General features: G+C 38.2%; 13 protein-coding genes and 1 pseudogene. 4 read left to right on the plus strand and 10 right to left on the minus strand.

Annotated elements, in window-relative coordinates; translation table 11 throughout:
• Nucleotides 1–5: 5 nt before the first annotated feature.
• Nucleotides 6–10460: a hypothetical protein gene (locus RCC89_19575; protein ID WMJ75342.1), complete on the minus strand. Its 10455-nt coding sequence runs from the start codon at nucleotides 10458–10460 to the stop codon at nucleotides 6–8.
• A gap of 756 nt (nucleotides 10461–11216) precedes the next feature.
• Between RCC89_19575 and RCC89_19580 the strand changes: the two genes are divergently transcribed.
• Nucleotides 11217–11459: a hypothetical protein gene (locus RCC89_19580; GenBank protein ID WMJ75343.1), complete on the plus strand. Its 243-nt coding sequence runs from the start codon at nucleotides 11217–11219 to the stop codon at nucleotides 11457–11459.
• Between the two features lie 293 nt (nucleotides 11460–11752).
• Here RCC89_19580 and RCC89_19585 read toward each other — a convergent pair whose 3' ends face one another.
• Entirely contained in the window at nucleotides 11753–13090 is a 1338-nt protein-coding gene (locus RCC89_19585; GenBank protein WMJ75344.1) for a transposase, read from the minus strand.
• 197 nt (nucleotides 13091–13287) lie between these two features.
• On the opposite strand from RCC89_19585, the pseudogene RCC89_19590 reads away from it, so the two are divergent.
• Nucleotides 13288–13410, plus strand: a pseudogene (locus tag RCC89_19590) (transposase).
• A gap of 506 nt (nucleotides 13411–13916) precedes the next feature.
• Here the strand turns inward: RCC89_19590 and RCC89_19595 are convergent.
• The 5 genes from RCC89_19595 to RCC89_19615 all read right to left on the minus strand — a co-directional run bounded on the left by RCC89_19595 (nucleotide 13917) and on the right by RCC89_19615 (nucleotide 18060).
• Nucleotides 13917–14390: a GNAT family N-acetyltransferase gene (locus RCC89_19595; protein ID WMJ75345.1), complete on the minus strand. Its 474-nt coding sequence runs from the start codon at nucleotides 14388–14390 to the stop codon at nucleotides 13917–13919.
• 199 nt (nucleotides 14391–14589) lie between these two features.
• The gene (locus RCC89_19600) at nucleotides 14590–15018 is read right to left on the minus strand and encodes a hypothetical protein (protein WMJ75346.1); all 429 of its coding nucleotides are present in this window, start codon (nucleotides 15016–15018) and stop codon (nucleotides 14590–14592) included.
• A 107-nt stretch (nucleotides 15019–15125) separates the two neighbouring features.
• The gene (locus tag RCC89_19605) at nucleotides 15126–15311 is read right to left on the minus strand and encodes a hypothetical protein (GenBank protein ID WMJ75347.1); all 186 of its coding nucleotides are present in this window, start codon (nucleotides 15309–15311) and stop codon (nucleotides 15126–15128) included.
• Nucleotides 15312–15477: 166 nt separating this feature from the next.
• Complete coding sequence (locus RCC89_19610; GenBank protein WMJ75348.1) at nucleotides 15478–16209, minus strand: hypothetical protein; 732 nt, start codon at nucleotides 16207–16209, stop codon at nucleotides 15478–15480.
• Nucleotides 16210–17058: 849 nt separating this feature from the next.
• Nucleotides 17059–18060, minus strand: a complete 1002-nt coding sequence (locus RCC89_19615) for a PDDEXK nuclease domain-containing protein (GenBank protein ID WMJ75349.1) — start codon at nucleotides 18058–18060, stop codon at nucleotides 17059–17061.
• A gap of 493 nt (nucleotides 18061–18553) precedes the next feature.
• Between RCC89_19615 and RCC89_19620 the strand changes: the two genes are divergently transcribed.
• On the plus strand, nucleotides 18554–19258 hold the full coding sequence (locus tag RCC89_19620; GenBank protein WMJ75350.1) for a tyrosine-type recombinase/integrase: 705 nt from the start codon (nucleotides 18554–18556) through the stop codon (nucleotides 19256–19258).
• Nucleotides 19255–20403, plus strand: coding sequence for an IS91 family transposase (locus RCC89_19625; GenBank protein ID WMJ75351.1), 1149 nt, complete (start codon nucleotides 19255–19257; stop codon nucleotides 20401–20403). The genes RCC89_19620 and RCC89_19625 overlap by 4 nt, the downstream gene beginning before the upstream one ends.
• Before the next feature lie 276 nt (nucleotides 20404–20679).
• Here the strand turns inward: RCC89_19625 and RCC89_19630 are convergent, their stop codons facing one another.
• The 3 genes from RCC89_19630 to ltrA all read right to left on the minus strand — a co-directional run bounded on the left by RCC89_19630 (nucleotide 20680) and on the right by ltrA (nucleotide 23227).
• Nucleotides 20680–21252, minus strand: coding sequence for a hypothetical protein (locus RCC89_19630; protein WMJ75352.1), 573 nt, complete (start codon nucleotides 21250–21252; stop codon nucleotides 20680–20682).
• Nucleotides 21253–21441: 189 nt separating this feature from the next.
• Nucleotides 21442–21870: a hypothetical protein gene (locus tag RCC89_19635; GenBank protein WMJ75353.1), complete on the minus strand. Its 429-nt coding sequence runs from the start codon at nucleotides 21868–21870 to the stop codon at nucleotides 21442–21444.
• Between the two features lie 115 nt (nucleotides 21871–21985).
• A complete protein-coding gene (gene ltrA / locus RCC89_19640; GenBank protein ID WMJ75354.1) occupies nucleotides 21986–23227 on the minus strand; it encodes a group II intron reverse transcriptase/maturase in 1242 nt (413 codons plus the stop codon).
• Nucleotides 23228–23311 lie beyond the last annotated feature (84 nt).

Raw genomic sequence — 23311 nt, forward strand, 5'->3', positions numbered from 1 at the left:
TTTGATTAGTAAGATGGCCATTCAGGAGTTGTAGCATTGATAGTAAGAGCCATAACAATGTCTGTAATTTCTTCATTAACAATTTTATCAATTATCTCAGGGCTTAAAGACATTTGCCATTCGCCAACGGCCGGTTTATTATCAATAACTGCTCCCCAACCTGGAGCGGTTGTTCCTGCTGTTAGGACGGTTGCAAAAGACGCTCCTCCTGAAATAAAATCTCCGTCATTAGATCGAAACCCTAGAACAATCTCGCCTGAAGGGGCTGAGTCTTCTCCATTAACAAGGGTTGTAAATATGGACAGTCCTTTAATTCTTAGATTAATTAGATTTTCAGGGAAATCTCGAGGCAACGTTTTAAATGATACAGTTACAGATTGCCCAGGCGTTTCTGGATTGCTAAAGTCATACCATTGGTCTGGAAAAGCATTTTTGAAACTAAATATACGATCACCAGAGAATGAGTTACCAAGTCGTTTTATTACTTCATTTCGATAAATCCGGCTGTCAAGTGCTGTATATTCAATTGTGATAAAAACATCTGCAATAGTAGAGTAGTCAAAAAAGTTAGCAGCCTTTGGCATAATTAGTTCCCAGTTTGTTTCGACCCCAATATTTTCAAATGGGTACAGCTTATCTGTACGCTGCTCTTCGAGTTCAAATAGACCAGAGGCTTCATGAGCAGATGAAAGTGAAATGCTGTCAGGAGGTCTCACAATAACGTCCTTTCTAAAGTTTGTCCCGTTTACTGCATATGAAACACCTGGGTTCCTTAAAGTAGCTTTAATACCTTCGGTTGGTGGCACCAAAGCGACAACAGATGTTTTAACCTTCTTAATTAGTCTCAAATAATGACCAGGGAAGTCTCGGTCAAACATGTCCAGGGTGGTCTTAAAGTTTATTTGTCCCGTTTCTTTAAAACGCTGAAACTCAGAAGGAGCCATTCTTGTAAGTGAGATGGTTTTAGTTAGTTGTAGTTTCCTTTGGTCTGTTTCTAAGGCAAACTGGTCTAGCTCAGAAACATTTTGAAGTAACCTGTAAGACCCTGTGAGCCCTCTACGGTCAGGGCCTGTCCCTGATCCTGACAGTGTATTGCGAGATGGTGCTTCCCAATAGTCGTCTTTGATAAAGTCAGGAATCTGCTCCTGACGTTCGAATTCTAACTGCATTGCCGCAGCTTTTGCTGTGGCTGTGGCTTGGTGCAGAAAGAAACTATAGACCTTCTCAAGAATGCCGCTCATCCACTGGTAAAGCTCAGCATTTGTAAATTTGCTTGACAGAAAATCTAAAACTTCTCCCGCATTATCTGCTTGCATCTGAGCAATAACCCTTTCTTGGTCTGCAATATCATATCTTTGCTGAGCGATTATTTCTTGTTGTTCACCAATTATAAGGTCTTGTTGAGATAACTCTAGTTGGTAACGCCACTCCTCTTCTCTTCTTTCAAAGCTGGCTATCATAGAGCTAATTGACGAAAGAACTCCCATTGTCTGTCCTACACTTGCAGCAGCTGCCCCCAGTGCCCAAATATTCATTGGGTTAGCACCTATTGTATATAAAGTAGAAGAAATCGTATGAAATGTAGCCGAGGTATATAAAAGCCTTAGTGCATTCTCTTCACTTCCGCTTCTTCCTGCCGAAATCAGGTTGCTGAAATGGTTCATTGACAACCGTACTCTGTCTGTTTGTAATTGAGCAAGCACTATATTACTTTCCGCTTCTCTCATTTTTAGCTCTTGTAGTCTTACTCCAGACCTGGCCATTCTCAAATCCTGTCGGGCACGTAATACATCGTAGGTGGCAGCATCTTCTTTTTCATAAATTGAAAGAAGTGCCCCTTCTATTTGCTGTGCGATATTAACCTGTTGTTTTGCCCTTTCAATAAGTACGTCAAATCTATATAAGGAAGGTGTAAAAACTCTTGTGCCAGTAGAGATTAAACGACCTCCTCCGCCAAGTACTGGCATTCCAGCTACTTGATCTACAGGGGCTGCATATGGAAGTACCTCCCGGTTAATGCCAGCTATATTCATGCAATTACGAATTTTGAAAAGGTTTGCTTCTGCGGAGAAACGTAGGCTATTCAATACCGGGTTTGGAGGTACACAAAAATCTGGGTTTAGCTGAGGTGTATAGAAAACATCTCTCCCGTAGTAGTCATTAATAACACGAACAGGGTTGTTAATGACTGAAAGTGTCTGAAGCTGCTGTGCATCAGGTTGCGTGAAATAGTAATACGCTCGCTCCCTTACAAAATAAGGGCTTAATGGCAATGTGCCAGTAATATTAGTTATACTTGCTGGTTCGGGTGTCTGTTCTTCAAGGATTGGTAATTGACTTAACCATGGAATGGCAACAGTATCACTTGTTAAAGCTTCAGGCATAATGCCAGTAACGTTGATAACTGCATTTAAGTAGTATTTGCCCGCTTCTGAAATGAAATGCTTTAACCCTTCCTGCAAGTCAGCGTTAGCTAATAACCTGTTTAATGCATCTTCTGACTGCACTCTTCCACTTGTAATTAGTGAAAGTATAAAAGTAAATTGTTCAGGAGTCTCAAATGCACTATTGACAAGATTGCGTATTTGAGAAAATTTCTCGTCAATGCTTTCAGTCTCTGATAGTACATTCTGAATAAGGGCAGAAAGATTGAGGAGTTTTTCTCTATTTTTGACCCGTAGAAGATCTGATTTTATTTCTAGCCATACAGGCTTCCAATAAGGCCAGTTATGATCGTCTTTAGGCAATAGAGGCTCCAGATCTTCTATTATAGGTGCACAGTTTGAATCTTCAGGTAATAACCCTTCTGCATCCAGCAATCTTAAAGCTGTTTCATAAAGCATGCGGGCTTTAGGAATAGACTCTGCATTGTCTTTAGTAAATTCACTATCTGCAAATTCAAGAATACAGCCAGCTATAGAATATACAGTAAACCTTGTATAGGAGTTAGCTCTAGTTTCTGCAATGGAATGAGGGTTTAGAGGGTCTTTAAGCCAGTTTTCCGACCTTTTGAACTCTTGAAGGTTTTTTTCCTCGTGAACAAGCCCATACCATATCTTGCGTGGCTTATAATCGCCTTCTTCCGTATTTTCTGGTCTATCAAAAGCGTATACTAGCCTATACCAATCTAGGGCTTCTAAGTAATAGCCTTTGTCCTGAAGTGTCAAAGCAACCATTAAGGGTACAAAGTAATAAGCTTCTTCAATTACAGAAAACAGTGATTTAGGAAGATAGCTGTTGTTTTTGTAGCTTCTTTCAACATTAAATTTTAGTTCATCAAGGTCATCTGGTTTTTTTACTGGAAAAACCTCTGGAGGAGAAACCAATCCATAGTTAATTCTGACTGAAGGTATGGCTGGATGTATAGCAATATTGTTTAAATTACCCTGTAAAGTATCTCTATATATCGGCAGTATAAATGTGTTATAAGATCTTGTGTTGATAAGCAGGAATGAATTGCTCTTATTGTCAGTGAAATAGTCTATGAAGTTTACGTTACTTAAGAAAGAGATTGGCTCAGAGACAATCGGAGTCTGTTTTTGATAGGTCAGCTCATGCCTTCCTCCGAGGTTTCCAAACAAATATCTCACAGGTCCTCTTGGGGAGCGCCATTCAAAATAACATAAATATTCTCTGTTTAATATTTGCGGTGAGTCAGAAACTTCTATTCTTCCGTTTTCATTGATAACACCATACTCCATGCGCCTTACTTCTCTATCGGGTCTTGCGATAAATCTTTCTCTGATATTTATTACGCGATCTAGGTTAACCCATCGTTCCAGAAGATTTGAATGGTTGGAACTGTACCACAAAACATTTTGTATGTACTGATAATTATTAATTTGTATCTCTGCCTCACTTCCGAATGGTGTATTATATCTTAGAATATATCCCTCTTGAACAGGAGGTTGTGGTTCATAACTTATCCTTAATTTGGAGTACGTAAAACACAGTTTACCTTCAATAAGAAATTGCAACCTATGGATGTTGTAATGGAAGTGGTGGGAATATTGTTCTGTTTTTTCTAAATTATTCCCAGAGTCGTTTAATTGAAATATTCTAAAATCCTCACCTCGTTGTATGGCTATTCGAACGTTGCTTGAACTAGAGCTTCTTCTATTAAGCACCATCTTGATAACGGGGCCTGCAAAACGTTCGGTTTTAACATTGCTTTGGATTTCTTCAGGTATATCAAGCTCTTCTGCTTCAGGATACCAATATCCATCAGAAAGGTTAAATTTTGCAAAGTATATCTTCTCTTCTTCTTGTGCTTTATGCCCACGAACAAAAAACATCATGTTCCTTTCTGCTCCAACAGTCCTGGAGACAGCTCCTAAAATTTCAGTTGTAAATACATCATTTAGTGCATTTATAGGCTCCCAAGGGGCAGGCGAATAGTTTGCAGAGTTATCAGGGTCAAGAACTGAGTAGTAAAATTTTCTCCTATTAACAGTATGGGCAAACATAAACTGTAAAGGTTTGTAATTGTTAGGCGATGAGCCACATTTTGCCACATTGTCGCCCTTTGTTCTAGCGCTTATAGTTGCGACAACGGTTAAATTTTTTACATCATTTAAATATTCATAATATTTTGAAACAATTTGACAAGCGTTACTAGGGGTCAGTCTGTTGTTGTTTTGTAAGCTATCTGATAAAGTCAAAAATGCTCCTGAAGCATTTTGCCTAAACCCAGGGTGAAGTACATTTTCTGGATATAAGTTTACAAACATGGCAGAACGCCATTTTTCATAAGCCCCCATCCACTCCCACTCTTTATCAAAGTAGTCTGAACCTATTTTTAGGTCAAGGTTAGGGTAAGCCTGATGAATAATATTAGCTCTAATAGAGAAGAAAAGTAAATGTAAAGCTTCAATAGCTTGAGAAACCCTGGTGACCTTTGCACAACAATTATTTTTCAAATCAATTAGTAAACGCTTTCCAAGAAGGTCTGCTTGTTCGGTTATGTTTAGGTCATCAGTAATAGTTGATTCTATTAAAGAGTCCCTTAACAGGATCATTCCTACTTCTTCAGCTTTTTGAGGAAGCTCTTTGAAAAAATTTGATAATTTTTCTCTTGCCACTATCCTTGAGTCAAGCTTATCAAACCAGTTCCTTCTAAATTCGTCTGATCGCCTGACAGAAAGCTTTCGTTTCTCTATATCACTTAAAAACTCTTGTCTAAAGTAAGAAGATTTACGGAAAAGGTCTGGAGACAAAAGGATGTCGTTAGCTTCTTCTTCGAACAACCACATCGAGTAGCTTCTTTCCTTATGGATCTGAACCATTATTGAGCAAAGTGTATCCCATTCTTCATCAAGGATAATATTAGAAGAGTCAGAAGCTAGATTCCAAACAGTCAAAATAAACTGAAAAGAATCAAATGATAGGTTAAGCTGCTCAAGTTCTTTGGAAATATTTTCCCTGTTTTGAGCTTTTTGGTTTAAAGTATTAAGGTAGTTTATACCATTAATAGCAACATACTTACTAATTGCCAACTCAAGCCCTTCATTGTTAATATCATTTTTTATTTGATTAAACAGGTCAGAAATTTGTGTCTTTCTTTCATTATATAAATTAATTACTTTTTCACCAGAAAGGATGTTTCTAATAAAATCAGGGCGGATGTTATCCGGGTCTATAATGGCAGGTTTAGAAACATCAGATAAGGTTCTTTGCCATTGGTTCCTGTCACTTTTTGATGCCCTCCACAATGGCAATTTGGCTTTCAAAAGTTTCCAATAGCCAAACGGCTCTTCCTCAGAAAGCCACTGTGGGTACAAGGTGCGCCTTTTGTAAGAAGATGTTAATATAGCTGCGAGAGTATTCCATTCGTCGGTCGATATATCACTACCAGCTGATTTTTTCTCTAACAACTGGATGATAAAACCGAAATTGTCCACATCAATAAAGAGGTTGTTTTTAATAAAACCTAAGGCTTCTTGGACTTTATCATTATCTGAAACATCTTGTATATCAAACCATATGTCTTCAATGCTATCATAATCCTGTAAGAACCCTTCTCCCCAAGCAAAATCGAAGGCAGCATTAACGCCTTCAACATGTTTGATATATCCAACTTCATTTTTTATATCATTTAACACTTCTTTTCTAGACCTAAAAAGGTCACTTGTCGCAGAAAAAGTTCTTAATTCAGGTAAGTCTTTAGCACTAAGTTCTTCTGGATCAACTAGGGGTTCTTCTTTAACTATTGGCCAAGTGCCTTCGGCTGGTTCTAATACAGGTTCAACAAAATCATTTACATTAACCATTAAGCCACTTCCGCCTCCACTTGATAAGGCTTCAGAGTTATTTTCTTCCCCGATCCAAGTTTCAAAAACTTGACGTTTTCTCGCTTGAACAAAAATTGAATAGACTTCTTCGAAGTCACTGTCAGAAGGAACCCTTAATACTTTTTTAGTTAATACAAAACTTTCACTAGCTTCCAGTTTTAGTTTCCCATCATCAATAGAAACAGCATCCACAGGCCATTGTTTTTCATTGACACCTGCCTTAAGTTGACTAAGAACAGTCTCATCGTCAGAAGATGTGGCTAAAATAGCAACTGTTAAATCATTGTTATTATTGATTTTCAGTTCAAATAGATCACCTTTGCTAGGCTTCAAAACAGAAATTTGCGCTACTGTGTTTCCTCCTGTCGTTTGGCTCTTATTAATTAAAATACCACGTTCGTCGTTTCGCGACCATTCATTGTAAATTTCAAAGAAGCGGACAAAAGCTTCTTTTGATAAGTGCAAATCTTCTATTGCTTCTTTGGCTTCTTCTATTTGACCTTTGCTCCCTTGTGTTAGTTTCCGATTAAGATTCCGTAAATAATTATGGTCAGGAACAGTATCCCAAACGGTAAATGTATGGCTCGACATATCTATATCGGTATACTGATATGGAACTGCCATATGATCCATTATCATTAGTAGATGCGGGCGTTCACTTATAAATTCATTGTCACGAATACCCCTAAACTCCTCCAGCCCTTCGTCTATCCATTTTCGTCGGTTTTCCCATAACTTGAATACAATATTGCTTTCAATATCAGGGTTCCTAAAATCATCAGGGCCAATAATGTCAGGTTCAATAATAGGAAACTCTAAAACTTTATACCTATTGGCAGGCCAGTCAGCTTTTTTCCATTGCTCTTCTTGATACAAAAGACGCCAACACAAAACTTGAGGCACTAAAGAAATCTCAATTAGGCCGTTATTGTCGAATGAATTTACTTCTAACTCTCCTGACAGACCACTATTGTTTTCAGGTATGATATTAATACTTTCTTCGCTACCAGCTGTGGCAATAGCAACGATTGATTCATTTGACCTTGAAGCATCCTTATAAAAAATGACTTGTGAAGTGCTGTGCAGGATACTAATATATATAAAGCCATTAGAGTCGGTGTTTTTTAAGAAAGATACACCTCTTAATAACCATCTTTGTAGCTGGTTTGCTTCGTCGCCAATTTTTAAACCTGATGAAAATTTGTTTCGCGAAGTATCTTGTAAACCAAAAAGCACTTCCAACCGAGCCTCCGATAATTCATCGCTAGTATCAGAGGGGTCAACAAATAAGCAGTCAGAAGAAAATGGGTTGAAATTTTCCTTATAAGGAAATCCTAAAGAACGAGCTAAAGACTTTTGTTCTGCCTCACTTGCATTTCGTATATCACGTATTTCTTCAAAACTTGTCCCTAACTCCTTTAGCAAGTACTCGTAAACGATAAAGCAATACTTTTTGATTTTTTTGTTAAGTGTCGCAACAGTCTCAGGCGATAAATCTACACTGTTAAGGTATTTGCGCAAAATTTCAACGGCAACTCTTTGCTGACAAATTAACTCCTCAGAAGATTGGCAGGAGTGGGGCAAGGACGTGAAGCTCTGGAAAAATGTTTCTTCTAAAAATAGAATATCTATCTCTTCATTGCCGCTTTTTATATTATTAAGAGCATAGTTAATTAGATCTGTTAAGTAAGCCAATGGGCTAACTGCTGAAGAACAATCGTCACAGCCACATGATTGAGAAAAAACAGGCTCTAGCTCATTGGAAAGTTTTCCTTTTATGCCACTTGCATTATCCGAGAGGTAGCTTGTGACCAAATTTCGCAGCATGGTGCCATAAGCCTTCGATTTGTAGTACAGTGAAGCAGAGTTGAAGCTTCCAATATTATTCTCCTCTAGAAGACTAACTATTTCAGGCCTTGTAGCATCTCCAATAGCTAAAGGAGAACTATAACCCTTTTCTATTAACACTTGGTTAACTTGTATTTTCTGGGAAAAAGGGTACAAAGATGCATGAGCATCTAAAAAACGAACTGCGTCATGCAGTTTGTCCACTGGAAGATCCTCAAGATATTTAATTCCCCCTGCATGCCTCACTTGTTCTAAATTATGAATCCCTTTATTGCTTAAAAAAGCAAGAAGCTCTTCAGGAATTGTAAAACCTGCCTCTGAAGCAACATTTACCAAAGCAGGGGAAGAGCTTCCTGTGGAAACATTAAAAAAGCTGTTGATCTTTACTAACTCATTACTTTCAATTACTTGCTGAAAAAAGATATCTGATCCAATTTTAATACCTTTGAATAACTCAAGCTTGAAATTTCGAAGCCCTTTTGAGGGATATACAAGCTTATAATCAAAGCTAAAATAACCACCTCCATTTGTAGTAAACCTCCCTAGGTTAATAGGAAAAGGCCTTGCGTCCATGTCGGTAATTGAAACATCCACATCTGCAATAGGGTTTTCTTCAGTATTGTGAAAAAGGAACCCTTCAACACGTACCATTGTGCTGATTTCTGATATAGCCTCATGGGCTTGTGTTTTAAAGTCTTCTGCTAGATATTTGAAGTAGTCATGGTTATCCCCTAAATCAAGAATAAGACTTGCCAAGCTTACATGAAAAAGATGAAAGTCCAAATCTATAGGGCCTGTTACAAGTATTTGGTTACCCTCAACAGATGCAGATAGCACCTCCCATATTTCATCTTCAGATGCTTTATTATTAATGGCGTCTGCCAGTCCAGTCAAGTCATTCGAATAATTGCCGGTACTTGTATAAAGTAAAGCGGATCCACTAAAGTATAATAAAAACTTTTCTCCGCTTAGTCCACCTTCAGGATGTAATTCAACTATCTTTTCGTTTTCTTCGGAAGCTTCTTGGGCTGTCCTTAGAGGCGGACAAGAAACAGGCAGCTTTTCATACAGCTTTATAAACCCTAACCGAATTAACCCTGAACTTGAATTCCACTCGACCCTAAAGCCTCCTTCTTCATTTGATGTAAACTCTACTGAGCGAAGGCCAGCATTAGGTGTATCTGAAAATACTAAAGTGTCACCAGCATACACCTCAACAGGGACTGTAGATCCAGCGTCACCAGTAGTAATATTAAACTCTAGCAAATATTGTTTCCCTTGCTCTAAAACAGGAGAGGAATTTACAACTTGTTGAATATTATTTAATAATAGCGTGTTATTTAGTGTATAAGAAGGAGGGAAAGCTTTACCTTCGGATGTAAACCAGGCCTTACTCCCTTCTTTAAACTCAGGATTAGGGTGTATCTGAAATCCATTGACTGTAGAGTTATCGCAAGGTGTAGGATGATTTGCAATCCAGCTATTTAATGGGATAGTATGTAAGTCTGAAAATCTGTCTACATAACCTAAATCACTGATAGTTTGATACAAGGCTCTAATAGCCTTTCCCTTAGACTCTGTAAAACTATCAAAGAAATATTCTTCTGAAATTTCTTCTTGTTTATTTAGTTCTATCGCTGTTTCTAAATTATCTCCAAACTCTTTGACTAAAAAGTTCAATAAGGTTCGAGAAGTATCATAGTGTTTTAAATAAAAATTAATGTTTTTGCCTAACTCAGTGATGTCGGCATCAACAAAACTTTCAAACTGGTAATATTTTTCTACTTTTTGAAAAAGACCTAGAAATTCTCTGATTGCCAGTTTTTTTTCGCCGTGAAGTTTGCTTTCTATGACTACATATCCATCAGTAGCTTGCTTAATCCTGTTTCCGAAAGCAGACGAAAGGTAGGTAAAAAAAGGCCTACGGTTTTCTTCTTCAGAAACCAAGGATGCTATCTCACTCGCTGAAGAGTTGCTTTTAAAAGAGGCAAAAGAGTAGCTTTTTTTTACCCGAAGAATTTCTATTATGCTAACGATAGCCTGTTGGAAATCTCCTGAAAATGCTTTGCGATAAGCATCCCACTGTTCATCATCTGTTCCAGTAGTATCAATTTCTTGACTTATCCCAAAAATATACGAACTAAAAGAATTTATAAAGCTACTTGAAAATTGAAGTGCGTTTGCAACATCCTCTTCAGGCAGTTCGTAGGTGTCTGAAAAATTATGAGCACCTAATGAACTGCTAATTGCTCCAATAAAATGATTTACATGATCTTGCTCTTCAGCAGAAAAAAAATCTTTAAAGTCTTTCCAAGTAGCCATAAAAATTAATGTTATTTGTTGGGGTTTAACATACTCTACAATCAGATTATTCCTTTCTTATTCAAGCCTTAAAAAAATGCATTAGTAAAATACATCACTGTATTTTAGCGGTGCCAAAAGAGACAAAGACTGATAAAAATTAATGGAGGCTTTTAAAGCAATAAAGTCGCAAGACAAGTTTGCCATTAGACTAATAAAACTGTTAGCTAGCGACTAAAAATGCACCATTAAAAATTTGCTTTAAGAAAAGATTACAATACCAAGTTAACTATATTTAGGACGAATGCAAAGTTTTGTGTGTTATTTTTTATAGATATATTAAAATTCTTTAAAAAGCATCATCTATATAAAATAATTTTGGCCTGTTCAATGATCTGTATCAGTTTTAATGCAATAGCCATTTCGCCATTAAAGACTTCTATAAAACCTAATTTAAAGCAGCACAAAACTTAGTCACTCTCAATATGCCAAATTGAAACGATATGTCGTTATTAAGGAGCTAAATTGCGTTTTTGAAAAGTTTCATTTTAACTATGTTTAAATAATATTTGCAATGCCTTTTCAAAAATAAATAGCTGTAACTCGGTTCTGCATAATAGTTGTTTTTGCATTTCTTTTATTTAAAAACAAGACAACTCAAAGTGGTTATAATAACGATCCGCATTTACAGGAAATCATCGAACTAAAATAAAACATTAAAAAAACGAGACAAAAAAGCTTAAAAGGGAGCAAAAAAGAATAGAACTGTCTGACAGTTTGTTAACAGTAAAGTATGATAGTCTTATAAAAGCATCTCTTGTAGAACTTGGTGATTTAAAGGAAAAATCTAGATATTATATAAAGTTGCTTGATAACTATAGCTTTAATAAAGGTGGTCTTCTACCTGAAGACAAAAACAACCTTGAGGAAGCCTTACGATTTTTAAACCGAGAAAAAGAGAAAGTTGCTTTTTGTTTTTTTATCAATATTATATTCTCAACAGCTTTTTTCACATATTGAGTGTGAGGGAAAAAACAGGAAAGCTTGCCGGAGAAAAAGACGACACTTTGTTATTGCCATGCTCAAACCTTGTTATCCTTGATTTAAATAGGGCTTCTTGGAAAATTAATCATTAAAAAATAAAAATTGTACTTTTCTAATAACATATAACTTCGTTTCTTTTTGTTATCGCTCTTTAACTCGTCTGAAATTTCCAATTTTGATGTTTATAGAGGGCAGGGACTAGGATAAATTTATATTTTTTGAGGATTGGACGCACCTATCCCTTGTAACTTTAATACTTTGTTATCAGTCTAAGCCACTTGTTGTAGATGTGGTGAGTCTTGGACGGATTTTCTTTTGGCTATTCTGGCAGCATTGGCGGTCATAATTCCAAAGAAAATCCAGACTCTTTCCGTTTTTTCCTGCCTTGCCTTTATCTTTCTTAATCCATAGTGTTCTTTCTCAACACCAAAACTCCCCTCCATAACCGTGGCCCGTTTTGCCCCTATTGCTGATTGAAGTACAGATTCAGCCTTGCCGTGTTTTTTAGGGCCTTTTTTGGGGAAGCAGGTAAATATTTTATTTTCTGTAAGAAAGTTGCGGTTGGCATTGGTAGCGTATATTTTGTCCGCACCTAATTGATGGCACTCTTTAAATATTCCTTTGTGCTTTGTTACACAGGTTTTTAACCTTGTCCCTTCATTAAATGCATCAAAACTGATGTGGTCTATTATATTGATTCCGTCAACCTGCATCATGTGTACCTTGGCTCCAAATTCAACAGGCTTGGTTTCCTTTCCCCTTATTATCGGCCTAAGGTAAGGCTTTGACAAACTTACTATTCTGTTTTTTAGTTCTTTGGCAGGGTTGCTTAGTAAAAAAGTTTGTTGCTCAAGTATCTTTTTTGAAGTTGACAAGTAATTTGCTTGCAGAGGGTTTAATGTGATTGATGGGTATGTTTCCAGTAATTCATCTAACTGCTTAAGCCCTTTTTCTAATAAATAAACCAATGACTTTCTTCGCTTTAGCCCTTTGTTATAAGTCTTTCGCCTTATACGGTCATAACCCAACTGAAGCTTCTTCTGGACAAAGTATTTGCTCCTGGGCCGGGCTATCTTTAATACCTTGCAATACTTATATAGCTGCTTTTCAAAAACAAACTTACAGCACTCCCAAAGAAGTTTTACGTCAGTTGGAAAGCGAACGTAGCTTTCATAACATGTAGCATCCATCAAAAGTACATGGGTATTGCCCATATCCTTTTTCCAGGCATTGACCAGGGCTCCTTGTACTTTATCCATATCGGCATGATCTGCTATATAGGTTCTAATCCGACTTACAATAGTCTTGTCTTTAACAATCTCATTGTTAAGATTTTTACCGCAAAAGAATTGGAGGCTAAAGTCGGTATTGAACCTCTCAATCAGCTTTTCATCGCTTAGGTTTAAATAGGCCTTTAAAAACATCAGGGCAAACATTCCCTTGTTGCTAAACCATCGTGGCGCCCCTACAGGACTATTTTGAGTAGGCAAACATTCTTCCAGGTCATCCCAAGGAATCGTATCATATATCTTCCCTAAGTCAGTTCCCTTAAAAATATGCCACTTGTAAGAATATTGGTACGGGTCTTGAAAAATAGATATCTGCATTGTACTTTTAAGAGTTGTTTTTTTTCTGATAAATCAAAAATAACAAAAGAAAAACCCCGAAAAAAGCCTTTTTGGCCTATTTTCGGGGTTTCTTTTTATTTTTTGACCGGTTCAGAATACTAATAGACAATCAGTTAACAATTTTCCAGTATCCCCTAAATACTTATGCTTAGTACCGGTATGCAAAAAGAGGCTATATAGCACTTGACCTTTATGCCATGGAGTTTATACGAAGGTTCTCTATGCATGTCCTGCCAAGAGGCTTTATGCGCATCAGACATTATGGTATTTTGAGCAGCTCCTCCCAAAAGGCAAGCATTCCGGAGATATTAGGACAACTGGAAAAAGATATCACCAAAACCAAGGAGGTACGTGCACTGGAAACCTACAACCCAAAAGTTTGCCCTTGTTGCAAAGAAGAAGCGTTGATCCCGATTGGTGTCATAAACAAAAGAGGCTCTCCTGTCTGGAAAAAATCTCTGGACTATATAACCAATTAAAAAAACAGCCACATTGGTAGCAATGGGAAAGGTATGCCTATACGGCAAGAAAAACAGCTTTAAAAGGTCAAAAATTTGAAAATTGAGGCAGTAGATTTAACTTATAAACCCAAAACTGCGAAATCATAATTTGCAAAAAGCTGCATTAGTCCCCAATTCTAACCTACAGAACCCCCCAACCCAGAATAGCAATCCCCATAGCGTTACCCCGGTTTCGTACAACACTGGCTTCATTGTGGGCATTACATACCCAACGAAACCTTAGTTGTTGTTGGCTGCCCTTTTTGTTAGTATATTGTTGTCCTTGAATATTGTGTCAATCATTGTCAAGAGAGGCTTTTCGCCATTTTAATATTTGCTCTTTCGTAAAGTCCTTGTTCAAGTTCAATTTCTTCAAATCCGTACTTTATGTAAAGATGTATTGCAGATTCTAATTGTGTATTGGAATACAAAATTAGTTTTTTTACTTGTTTCTCTTTTGCAAAATTCAGGCAATATTCTAACAAAATTGTCCCGATGCCAAAACCTTGCGAATTTTCAGTAACCGCCATTTTGCCTAATTCAAAAATTTCGTCAGTCTTTTTTAGCAAAGAAGCCGTTCCTACAATTTCATTGTCCTTTTTAACGTAAAATATGTGTCCACCTTTGTCAATGATATGTTCTTTCGGATTTGAAAGCGAAATTTCGTCCCCTTTTTCAATACGAAAATATTTTTGAAGCCACTCGTAGTTCAATGTCTTAATCGGCTCCGTCAGGTCGTCCGAAAAGTCAATAATTTTTATATTGTCAGTATGCCTCATTGTTTTTATCGGTCAAAGTAAATCGTTTAATGTCTGCACGGTAGTCGGTTAGGGTTGCCACCAACGATTGGACTATGATCTGTGGCCGTCTTAAAACCACTTCTCAGCCCACCCGTGATAAAGATAGTAAAAAGTAGAACGTATCTGTCACCTACACACCGGCCATAGATTATAGCCTCGTGTTATGCAGCAGGGATTTTTATACTTTGTATTTATACCCAATTTCATCTAAATCATATTTTAATTTTCCATAGTCTTCAAGTTCTGGATTTAACTTATCTACCAGCTCTTTAGTAACAATTTCTCCGTTAAATATTCTTTCGATTAGCTTTTGCTCAAGATCAAGGTCATAGTAATCTTCTGCCCATTTTTTATAAGTTGATGGTTTTCCATCTAGAAGTTCCAGTAAGTCGCTCGAACCGTCTTTGTATTCATCATTTGGCAAATTGATTTTACCAGTTTTCCATTCATTATCTGTATTGGTTTGCCAAATGCAGAATGTGGTTCCAATACTTTTTACAGGCTCACCGTAGATAAAATCGTGAAAAACTTCAGGTAGACCTTCTAAAATGCCATTTGTGATTACTTGCTCCAATTCCTTTTTCGGATCTTTTCTTGTTCCAAACAATTTTTCTAAAAATGACTTCTTTTCTTCAATTGTGTTTTTTTTCCAACCGTTTAATTCACTTTCGTGGGCAAAGCCGTTTATGCAAGTTCCTACTTCAGAGAAAAGAATTACCCTTGTCCGTTTCGCATTTCACAAACTTCTTCTTTTTGGCCCCATTCCTTTTGGTATGAATAATATCTGTATTCCCAATCCTGACAGAGGATAGCTTCTAAAACAGAAATAGATTTACAAATTCGCTGTAATTCTTTGGGAGGTGGAATGAGGTTTAAATTTTCAGTAGAAATCTGTTTCATGGAGTTCTGTTCTTTTTGGCTTGTTGCCAACGATTAGCAAACTGGGTGTTGGGCAGTTAAGAGCGAGAACTTATCCACCTGATGTTTAGTTCGTAAATGGCCGTGAAGCCTGAATTCACCAGTATATGACCAGTAACCTGTTTGTTTTGTTGGCAGTAAGCTATATTTAATCTCCCCAATAATATAACCCTTCCACATCAACTGATTTATATTGGCCTGCTCTTAATTTCGCCCAACCAATCAAACCAATGCTTGTACGTACAAGATAAATATCTGATTTGCTGTCAGTATCTGTTGAAAGAATTATTTCTATACTTTCATCTTCAGGAACTATTGCAATTTCATTTGACAAGCCAATGTCGCTGTAGATACTTATAGGCCTAAGCGCATAAGAAGTCAAATTGACAGAGTAAAAAGGTTGCTTTACCTCTTTCAATTGGTTGTCTATTAAAGAAAACTTCTTCTTAGCTTCAAAGTTCTCATAATACCTGCTCACTGCATAAACATTTCCATCCCCAGGAACTATTATGGAATTAGCCTTGATCTGCCCAACTATTCTGTTAGGTTTCTCTTCCTCATAAATAGTAAAGCCAGTCAACCATCCATCATAAGCGCCAAAGGTTATTACATAATATTTATCCTTCCTACTATTTATTTTAGTCCTTATTAATCTAACATTATCATTTCCACAATAATCAACTAGAAAGTCAGGCAGTTTTTCAAATTTTTTATTTATTACCTCTGAACTATGTCCTTCAAATTTGATAAAGCTATTGATGGAAGAATCCGAAGTATTAATCTTGAGGGTATTCAGTTTTGAAAAAGATTCCTGTCCTTGAGCTTGAACAGCTACTATTGTAAACAAAATAAAGAATATTGTTAACCAAATATGTTTCATTGTTCTATGCTTACTGCCAACGTTTATAGTCGAGTAGGCAAGGGGAATTTCACCCCAAGCCTCTCACAGAACCGTATCCGAAAGTTTTCGGGACAGGCTTTGATAGTCTCCCATCGTATGGCTCTTGTTATACAATCTAAGCGTACCGATTTCGTCACTTCCATAGAATCACCTCTTTCGAAGTTGTTTCATGTTTATATGACTCATTTGCCGTACTCCACTCCCAGTACAGGAGCTTCATCACTACTACGAGTTATTCCGCCCCTGCATAATGCACCGGTATTTTGCCTTTAGGTTGTTCCTATTGAGCATTTCCCTTTGAGAGCTGGGACTGTACCCAGCCTCATATGCAGGTTCCCAAGTTCCTTAATTGAGCCTAGATAAAGGTCATGCCGCCTGAATGACGCCCACCGTTCAGCCAGTAAACAGGTTTCCGCTGAACTCTTAACTGCACCGGCTACTGTACAGCTTTTGATGGGATGTACCAGCTTCTCGACACCTCATCAGCGGTTACGGTTAGTTCATCTCCTTTATCCTTACCTGTTATACTCGTGGTATAACTTTTCCTGAACGCTCAGCACCATAGCTCTTTACTACAGCACCTTCAGGTGGTTTGGAACCCTCTCCTGTAAGACGATTCCGGTGGGCCAACCTTACAAACGGCCTCCACCATCTCAATTAAAGTACGCAGTGTGTTTAATGCCGACACTGCTTCTTGGCACACTAGCCGATGCTGGGGATTTTTATGCAATTTCCTATCCACCGGCAGAAAGTAATATAGAGATAAAATACCTGACTTACAAGCCACAAGCCCCAGTATTGGCTACACATTGTTAGCGGTTTGTTGATTTATTCTTCGTCTTCAATTATATGTTTTAAATCTTCTTTGCTTGGTAAAACGGTTTGATATTTACTTGCAAAGATTTGTTCATTATTTTCAGGCAAGGTATATTCCACAACAGCTTGGCTCTTATTTTGGCACAGTACAATTCCTATTGTCTTATTCTCATCTGGCAGCCTCATCTCCCGGTCATAGTAGTTTACATACATCTGCATTTGACCTAAATCCTGATGTGTTAATTCTCCAATTTTTAAATCGATAAGGACGAAGCATTTTAGGATTCTATTGTAAAATACTAAGTCAATGCGAAAGTGCTTCTCATCAAAAGTTATTCTTTTTTGCCTAGCGACAAATGTAAATCCAGTGCCGAGTTCAAGTAAAAAGTGTTCTAATTTATCAATTAGTTTTTGTTCTAAATGGCTTTCTGAATAAACCGAATGTTCAGGCAAGCCAATAAATTCTAATACATAAGGGTCTTTAACCGCATCTTTAGGATGTTCAATTACTAATCCTTTTTGGGATAGTTCCAAGACCTTATCTTTATCCCTGCTTAAAGCCAAACGAGTATAAAGTGCACTATCATACTGACGTTGAAGCTCCCTCAGACTCCAATTGTTTTTAATAGATTCAATCTCATAAAATCTACGCTCTTTCTCATCATCAATCCTCATCAGTTTTAGGTAATGAGACCAACTTAACTCAAATTTGTCAGACAGTGTCTGACCTTTTGAATATATCTGGTAAAATGAACGCATTTGCTTCAGGTTGGTAACAGAAAAACCTTTTCCAAACTCTTGATTTAGCTTTATAGAAAGTTCCTCAATTAGCTGTTTACCGTATTCTGCCCTGTCTTTGCCATTCTGTTCTTCTTCAACTATGAGCTTTCCAACCTCGAAATATGTTCGAACCATTGTATGATTAATAGTTCGTATTACTGAATTTCTGGCCTGTTTTAGTAACCCTGCTATTCTTTCAAAAAAATCTGATTGTTTATTAATCAATCCGCTCATAATGCAAAATAGAAAATAAGGCTTAAATTTAGGAAAAACGCTGGTATAGTGCAGGAGTTTATTTCAATAACCCCCAACGTTTGGGCTATGATCTGTGGCCGACTTATAACCACTTCACTATCCGCCCAAGATAAAGATAGTGAAAAGCAGGAAAGTATCCGTCACCTACAAACCGGCCATAGATTATAGCCTCGTGTTGTACTAAACCTACGGTAGTTTTTGAAAGCAGCGAATAAAGGTCAACTTTTTATCAAAGTAAATTTTCACTTTAAATTAATTACCATGAAAAAAAAAGCCAACCATTATTCAAACTGCATGTTCTAAGGTAGCAGGTTTTTAGGAATTTTATGAAAAGTTTCGCAAAAAAATAACTGTTGCCGGAAAGAGTCAAAGTACCGTCAACAATTACACCCGGCACCTTGCAAAAATTGCCCTCCACTTTGACCAAGTTCCCACAGAAGTAGACCCCGACCAGATCAACGACTACCTCTTCTTGGTAAAAGAGCAGCACGAAAGCCCATCGGAAACCTATTTTAAATTTACCGTTTATGCCCTCCGCTATGCTTACCGGATAGAAGGGCTCAAAGACAAACGCATCGAGCTACCGTCTATCAAAAAGGACAAAAGGCTACCTGTCGTACTGAGCCGTGAAGAAGTAAAACGGCTACTGTGCACTCCAAAGCTGCTCAAGCACCGGGTCCTTATCGGACTGCTGTATGGATGTGGGCTGAGATGTTTTGAAGGACGGGGCATCAAACTTGCAGATCTGGACTTTGACCGAAAAGCGCTCCTTGTACATGGCAAAGGCAACAAAGACCGATATGTCCCCCTCAGCGATATGCTCATCAGAGGCCTAAAAACTTATATTGATGCCGAGCGGCCCGAGGAATGGCTTTTTAACGGAAAACCCGAAGGCTGTGCAGGTGGAGACTTTGACGGCAGGTATTCACAGCGCGGTGTCCAGTGGGCCATAAGACAGGCTGCCAAAGATGCGGGCATTGAAAAAGCGGTAAACGTACACACCCTGCGGCATACTTACGCTACGCACCTTTTGGAGGACGGGCTCAACATCATGACCATTAAAGACCTCCTCGGCCATGCATGTGTCCAGACAACCATGGTCTACCTCCATGTCGCCCAGTCCGGCAGGCAAAAACCGTTCAGCCCGCTTGACTCTTTATACCCCTCTAAGCAATGAGGGCGCAACATGAAGTGGCCCATGTCCTGAAAAAACATTGGCCAAAAGTGGAAAGCCACCCCAACATAAACAGGTGGCAGCTCCGTACTTTAGGTGCCCTTATGCGCTGCCGTACCAATGCCATGGGCGGGCATATATATGCCTGTAAAGCATGTGGCGTGGAACGGATCAGCTATAACAGTTGCAGGAACCGTCATTGCCCAAAGTGCCAGGGCAAGAACCGGGAAGATTGGATCCGAAAACGGGAGGGGGAGCTTTTGCCCGTACCATATTTCCATGTGGTGTTCACCTTGCCAGATGCACTGAACGGTTTGGCAATGGGCAAGCCCAAGGAAGTGTATGACACACTTTTTGAGGCCGCCTGGGAAACAGTGGCCACTTTTGCCTCAGACCCTCAACACCTGGGGGCAAAGGCAGGTATGGTTTCGATCCTCCATACATGGGGGCAGACCTTGTCCCTGCACCCCCACCTGCACTGTATCGTCCCGGGGGGCGGGCTTACAAAACAGGGAAAGTGGAAAGCGGCAAAAGGAAAAAAGAAGTCAGGAAAACGCAAGGCCAAATACCTTTTTCCGGTAAAGGCCATGAGCAAGGTGTTCAGGGCAAAATATGTTGAAAAGCTGAAATATAAGATCCCGGATTTACACAAAGCTTTGGCAAACTCTCTTTTTGAAAAAGATTGGGTCATATATGCCAAACGTCCATTTGGGCATCCCAAAGCTGTCCTGGAATACCTCGGAAGGTACACCCACAAGATCGCCATAAGCAATCACCGCATCAGGGAAGTAGGAAAGGACACCGTCACGTTCGGGTATAAGGATTACCGGCAAGGCGCCAAAAAGCTTGAGATGGAACTTGATGCCATGGAGTTTATACGAAGGTTCTCTATGCATGTCCTGCCAAGAGGCTTTATGCGCATCAGGCATTATGGTATTTTGAGCAGCTCCTCCAAAAAGACAAGCATTCCGGAAATATTAGGGCAACTGGAAAAAGGTATCACCAAAGCCAAGGAGGTACGAACCCTGGAAACCTACAACCCAAAAGTTTGCCCTTGTTGCAAAGAAGAAGCGTTGATCCCGATTGGTGTCATAAACAAAAGAGGCCCTCCCGTCTGGAAAAAGTCCCTGGACTATATAACCAATTAAAAACACAGCCACATTGGTGGCAATGGGAAAGGTATGCCTATACGGCAACAAAAACAGCTTTAAAAGGTCAAAAAATCGAAAATTGAGGCGGTAGATTTAACTTATAAACCCAAAACTGCGAAATCATAATTTGCAAAAAACTGCATTGGCCCTCAATTCTAACCTACAGAAAACCCCAACCCAGAACAGCAATCCCCATAGCGTTACCCCCGGTTTCGTACAACACTGGCTTCATTGTGGGCATTACATACCCAACGAAGCCTTAGTTGTTGTGCTCTAGTTATTTATTATTTTAACGTTTGTCAGATTAATTTTTACTTTTTCTTTCTTCATCTTATCCTTTACTTTATGACTAAAAATTAATTCCATATTTTTCTTATCTAGACTATCAATTTTAGCCTCCATATAAGGGCCAACTTTATAAAGATAGTATTCTTCTGGAATATCCTCTGTTCCAGTTGATATGTAGATATTGTCTGAGCAATTACAATATTCAAAATCTAAATCAGATTGTCCATTACATGATTTAATTATTCTTGTATAAAATTCGCCATTCCAATAAGATATTGTCGTATCAAATGTGTTAATCAGTTCCGCAAATTCATAATCATTAATTGGTTCAACCTGTATTACTTCATATAATTTGTTCTTAGGTGTTTTATCTGTATACCTTAAGGTTCGCAAATCATTCAATTGAGTTATCATCAAATCAATTACTGAATCCTTTTCTTTATTTTTTGCAATTAAAGAATCAACATTAACAGCAAATCCAACTTTTTCTGTTCTTGACTTTTCTTGACATGAAAGAAGAATAAGTGGTATCAGGATGAATGGTAGAATATTTTTCATAATTGAGCACAACGTGAGGGTATGAGAGGCTGCACATTTACGTGGCAGTTACTATCCACATACAGTGAAGTAAATATAAAGAGTAAAGGCCTGAATTACAACGCCTCTGTGCAGTCTCTTATACCTAATGTTACCACACGTTTCTATTTATATTTTCATTTATAGTATCTTGCTTCCATTTTTTATCAGTTATCTTTTTAAATTTTGATTATGAGTTTTCAATACATATTTGAGAGTTATTAATCCAAAATATGCGAAAAGACCCATAATTATTATAACAGGTGAAACTAACAAAGTAGGCAACAATCCGCTTTTTATTGCTGTAAAAAACATTCCGATTGATAGGATTATCGAAGCTCCTACTGGAGGAATTGCAAATAGGGCAAATAATAATTGATATTTAGTCTGAAATCTCTTATTTGTTAAAGAATATTTTTCATAGGAGTATATAATAAGAAATAGTATTACTGAAAATCCAAGGACAGCATATATTGATAATGAATCAGATTTTCTATGTCCGGAAGCTAGTATTAAAAAATCAACCAATAGGTATAAAAGGACAAATCCAAAAGATCCATACTGAAATATTAAAAAGGAAATTTTCGTTGATTTATCCATGTCAGATTGTGGTTGTTTTAATGTGTGCTAGTCGAGTCACCCCGGGGAGTTTCACCCCAAGGTTCTCACAGAACCGTACGTGAAAGTCTCCCTTCATACGGCTCTTCCTGTTCAGTCACAAATGTATTGCTACTTTTGGATATACCAATTTCCAGTGTGCGAATAAGTCTGGTTTTGCTTTATACTTTTCCCTGAGCCATCTGTTAGCAGAGCGCTTGTACAACCCCTTCTCCCATTTCACCCACTTCAATAATCTGTTGTTTAGTTCGTACCATATCCTGCGGGTGTGGTTTGACCATTTATAGCAATAATAATTAATTACTCCCCTGATTACAGGATTCAGTTCACGGGCAAGTTCTTCAAGGCTTTTACGCCACTTATGAATTTTCTTTCTCCTGAACTTTTCCAGCACACTGATTACGGATTTATGGCTGATATGGAATCGTGGCATTAAACGCAGACCTGACTTCAGTCTTGTCCATTCCGGACGAAAGGTGAAGCCCAGAAAATCAAAGCTCCGGCAATACTTATTTTCAGATTCCCCCCGAAGGTTTATTATTTTAGATTTCTCCTTGTTCAGTTCCAGCTTACAGGCTGACATGCGTCTCTGAATCTTGTCACGCATGTATAGAGCCTGACTTTCTGATTTGCAATGCACCACTATGTCATCAGCATACCTCTCAAACGGTTTTCGCGGATGGTATTTCTCCATCCACTTGTCAAAGCATACATGCAGAAAGATATTGGCCAGTAAAGGGCTAATTACTCCACCCTGAGGTGTTCCACTTGTCCTGTCTATATAGCATCCATCCCCTTGTATGATCCCTGCCTCTAACCATCTTTTCACATACAACAGAACCCACTTATCCTGGCAGTAATGCTCAACTGCCTTTAGGAGCATGTCATGATCAATTGTATCAAAGAAGCTTTTGATATCGAGGTCTATTGCCCATTCGTGGTTAAAGACATTGGCCCATGCCTGATTTACCGCCTGATGGCAGTTTCTACCTGGACGATACCCAAAGGAGCTGTTGTGAAACTGAGGTTCCATGATCCGCTCAAGATGGGTTTTTACTACTTCCTGAGCTATACGATCTAAAATGGTGGGGATTCCTAATTTGCGTACCCCGCCTGACTTTTTCTTAATCGCTGATTCTCTGACGGGCATTGGAAAGTAACTGCCTGAGCTCAGCCTGTTCCATAGTTTATAGATCTGAGGCTGTAGATCTTTATCTAACATATCCCAGTCCATTTTATCTATGCCATGGCTGCCTTTGTTGGCTCTTACTTTCTTATATGCACGCCACACCATGATTCTGGTTATTGGCTGTGACTTTGTCTCGTAATAGTCAATCATCCCATTCTTAATGGTTGTTAATAATTCTAAGACTAAACAGGCTAAGCCCTTCGCTCCACTCCCATTACAGGAGCTTCATCACTA

Source organism: Cytophagaceae bacterium ABcell3 (assembly GCA_030913385.1).
In the GTDB taxonomy this organism is placed as follows: Bacteria; Bacteroidota; Bacteroidia; order Cytophagales; family Cytophagaceae; genus ABcell3.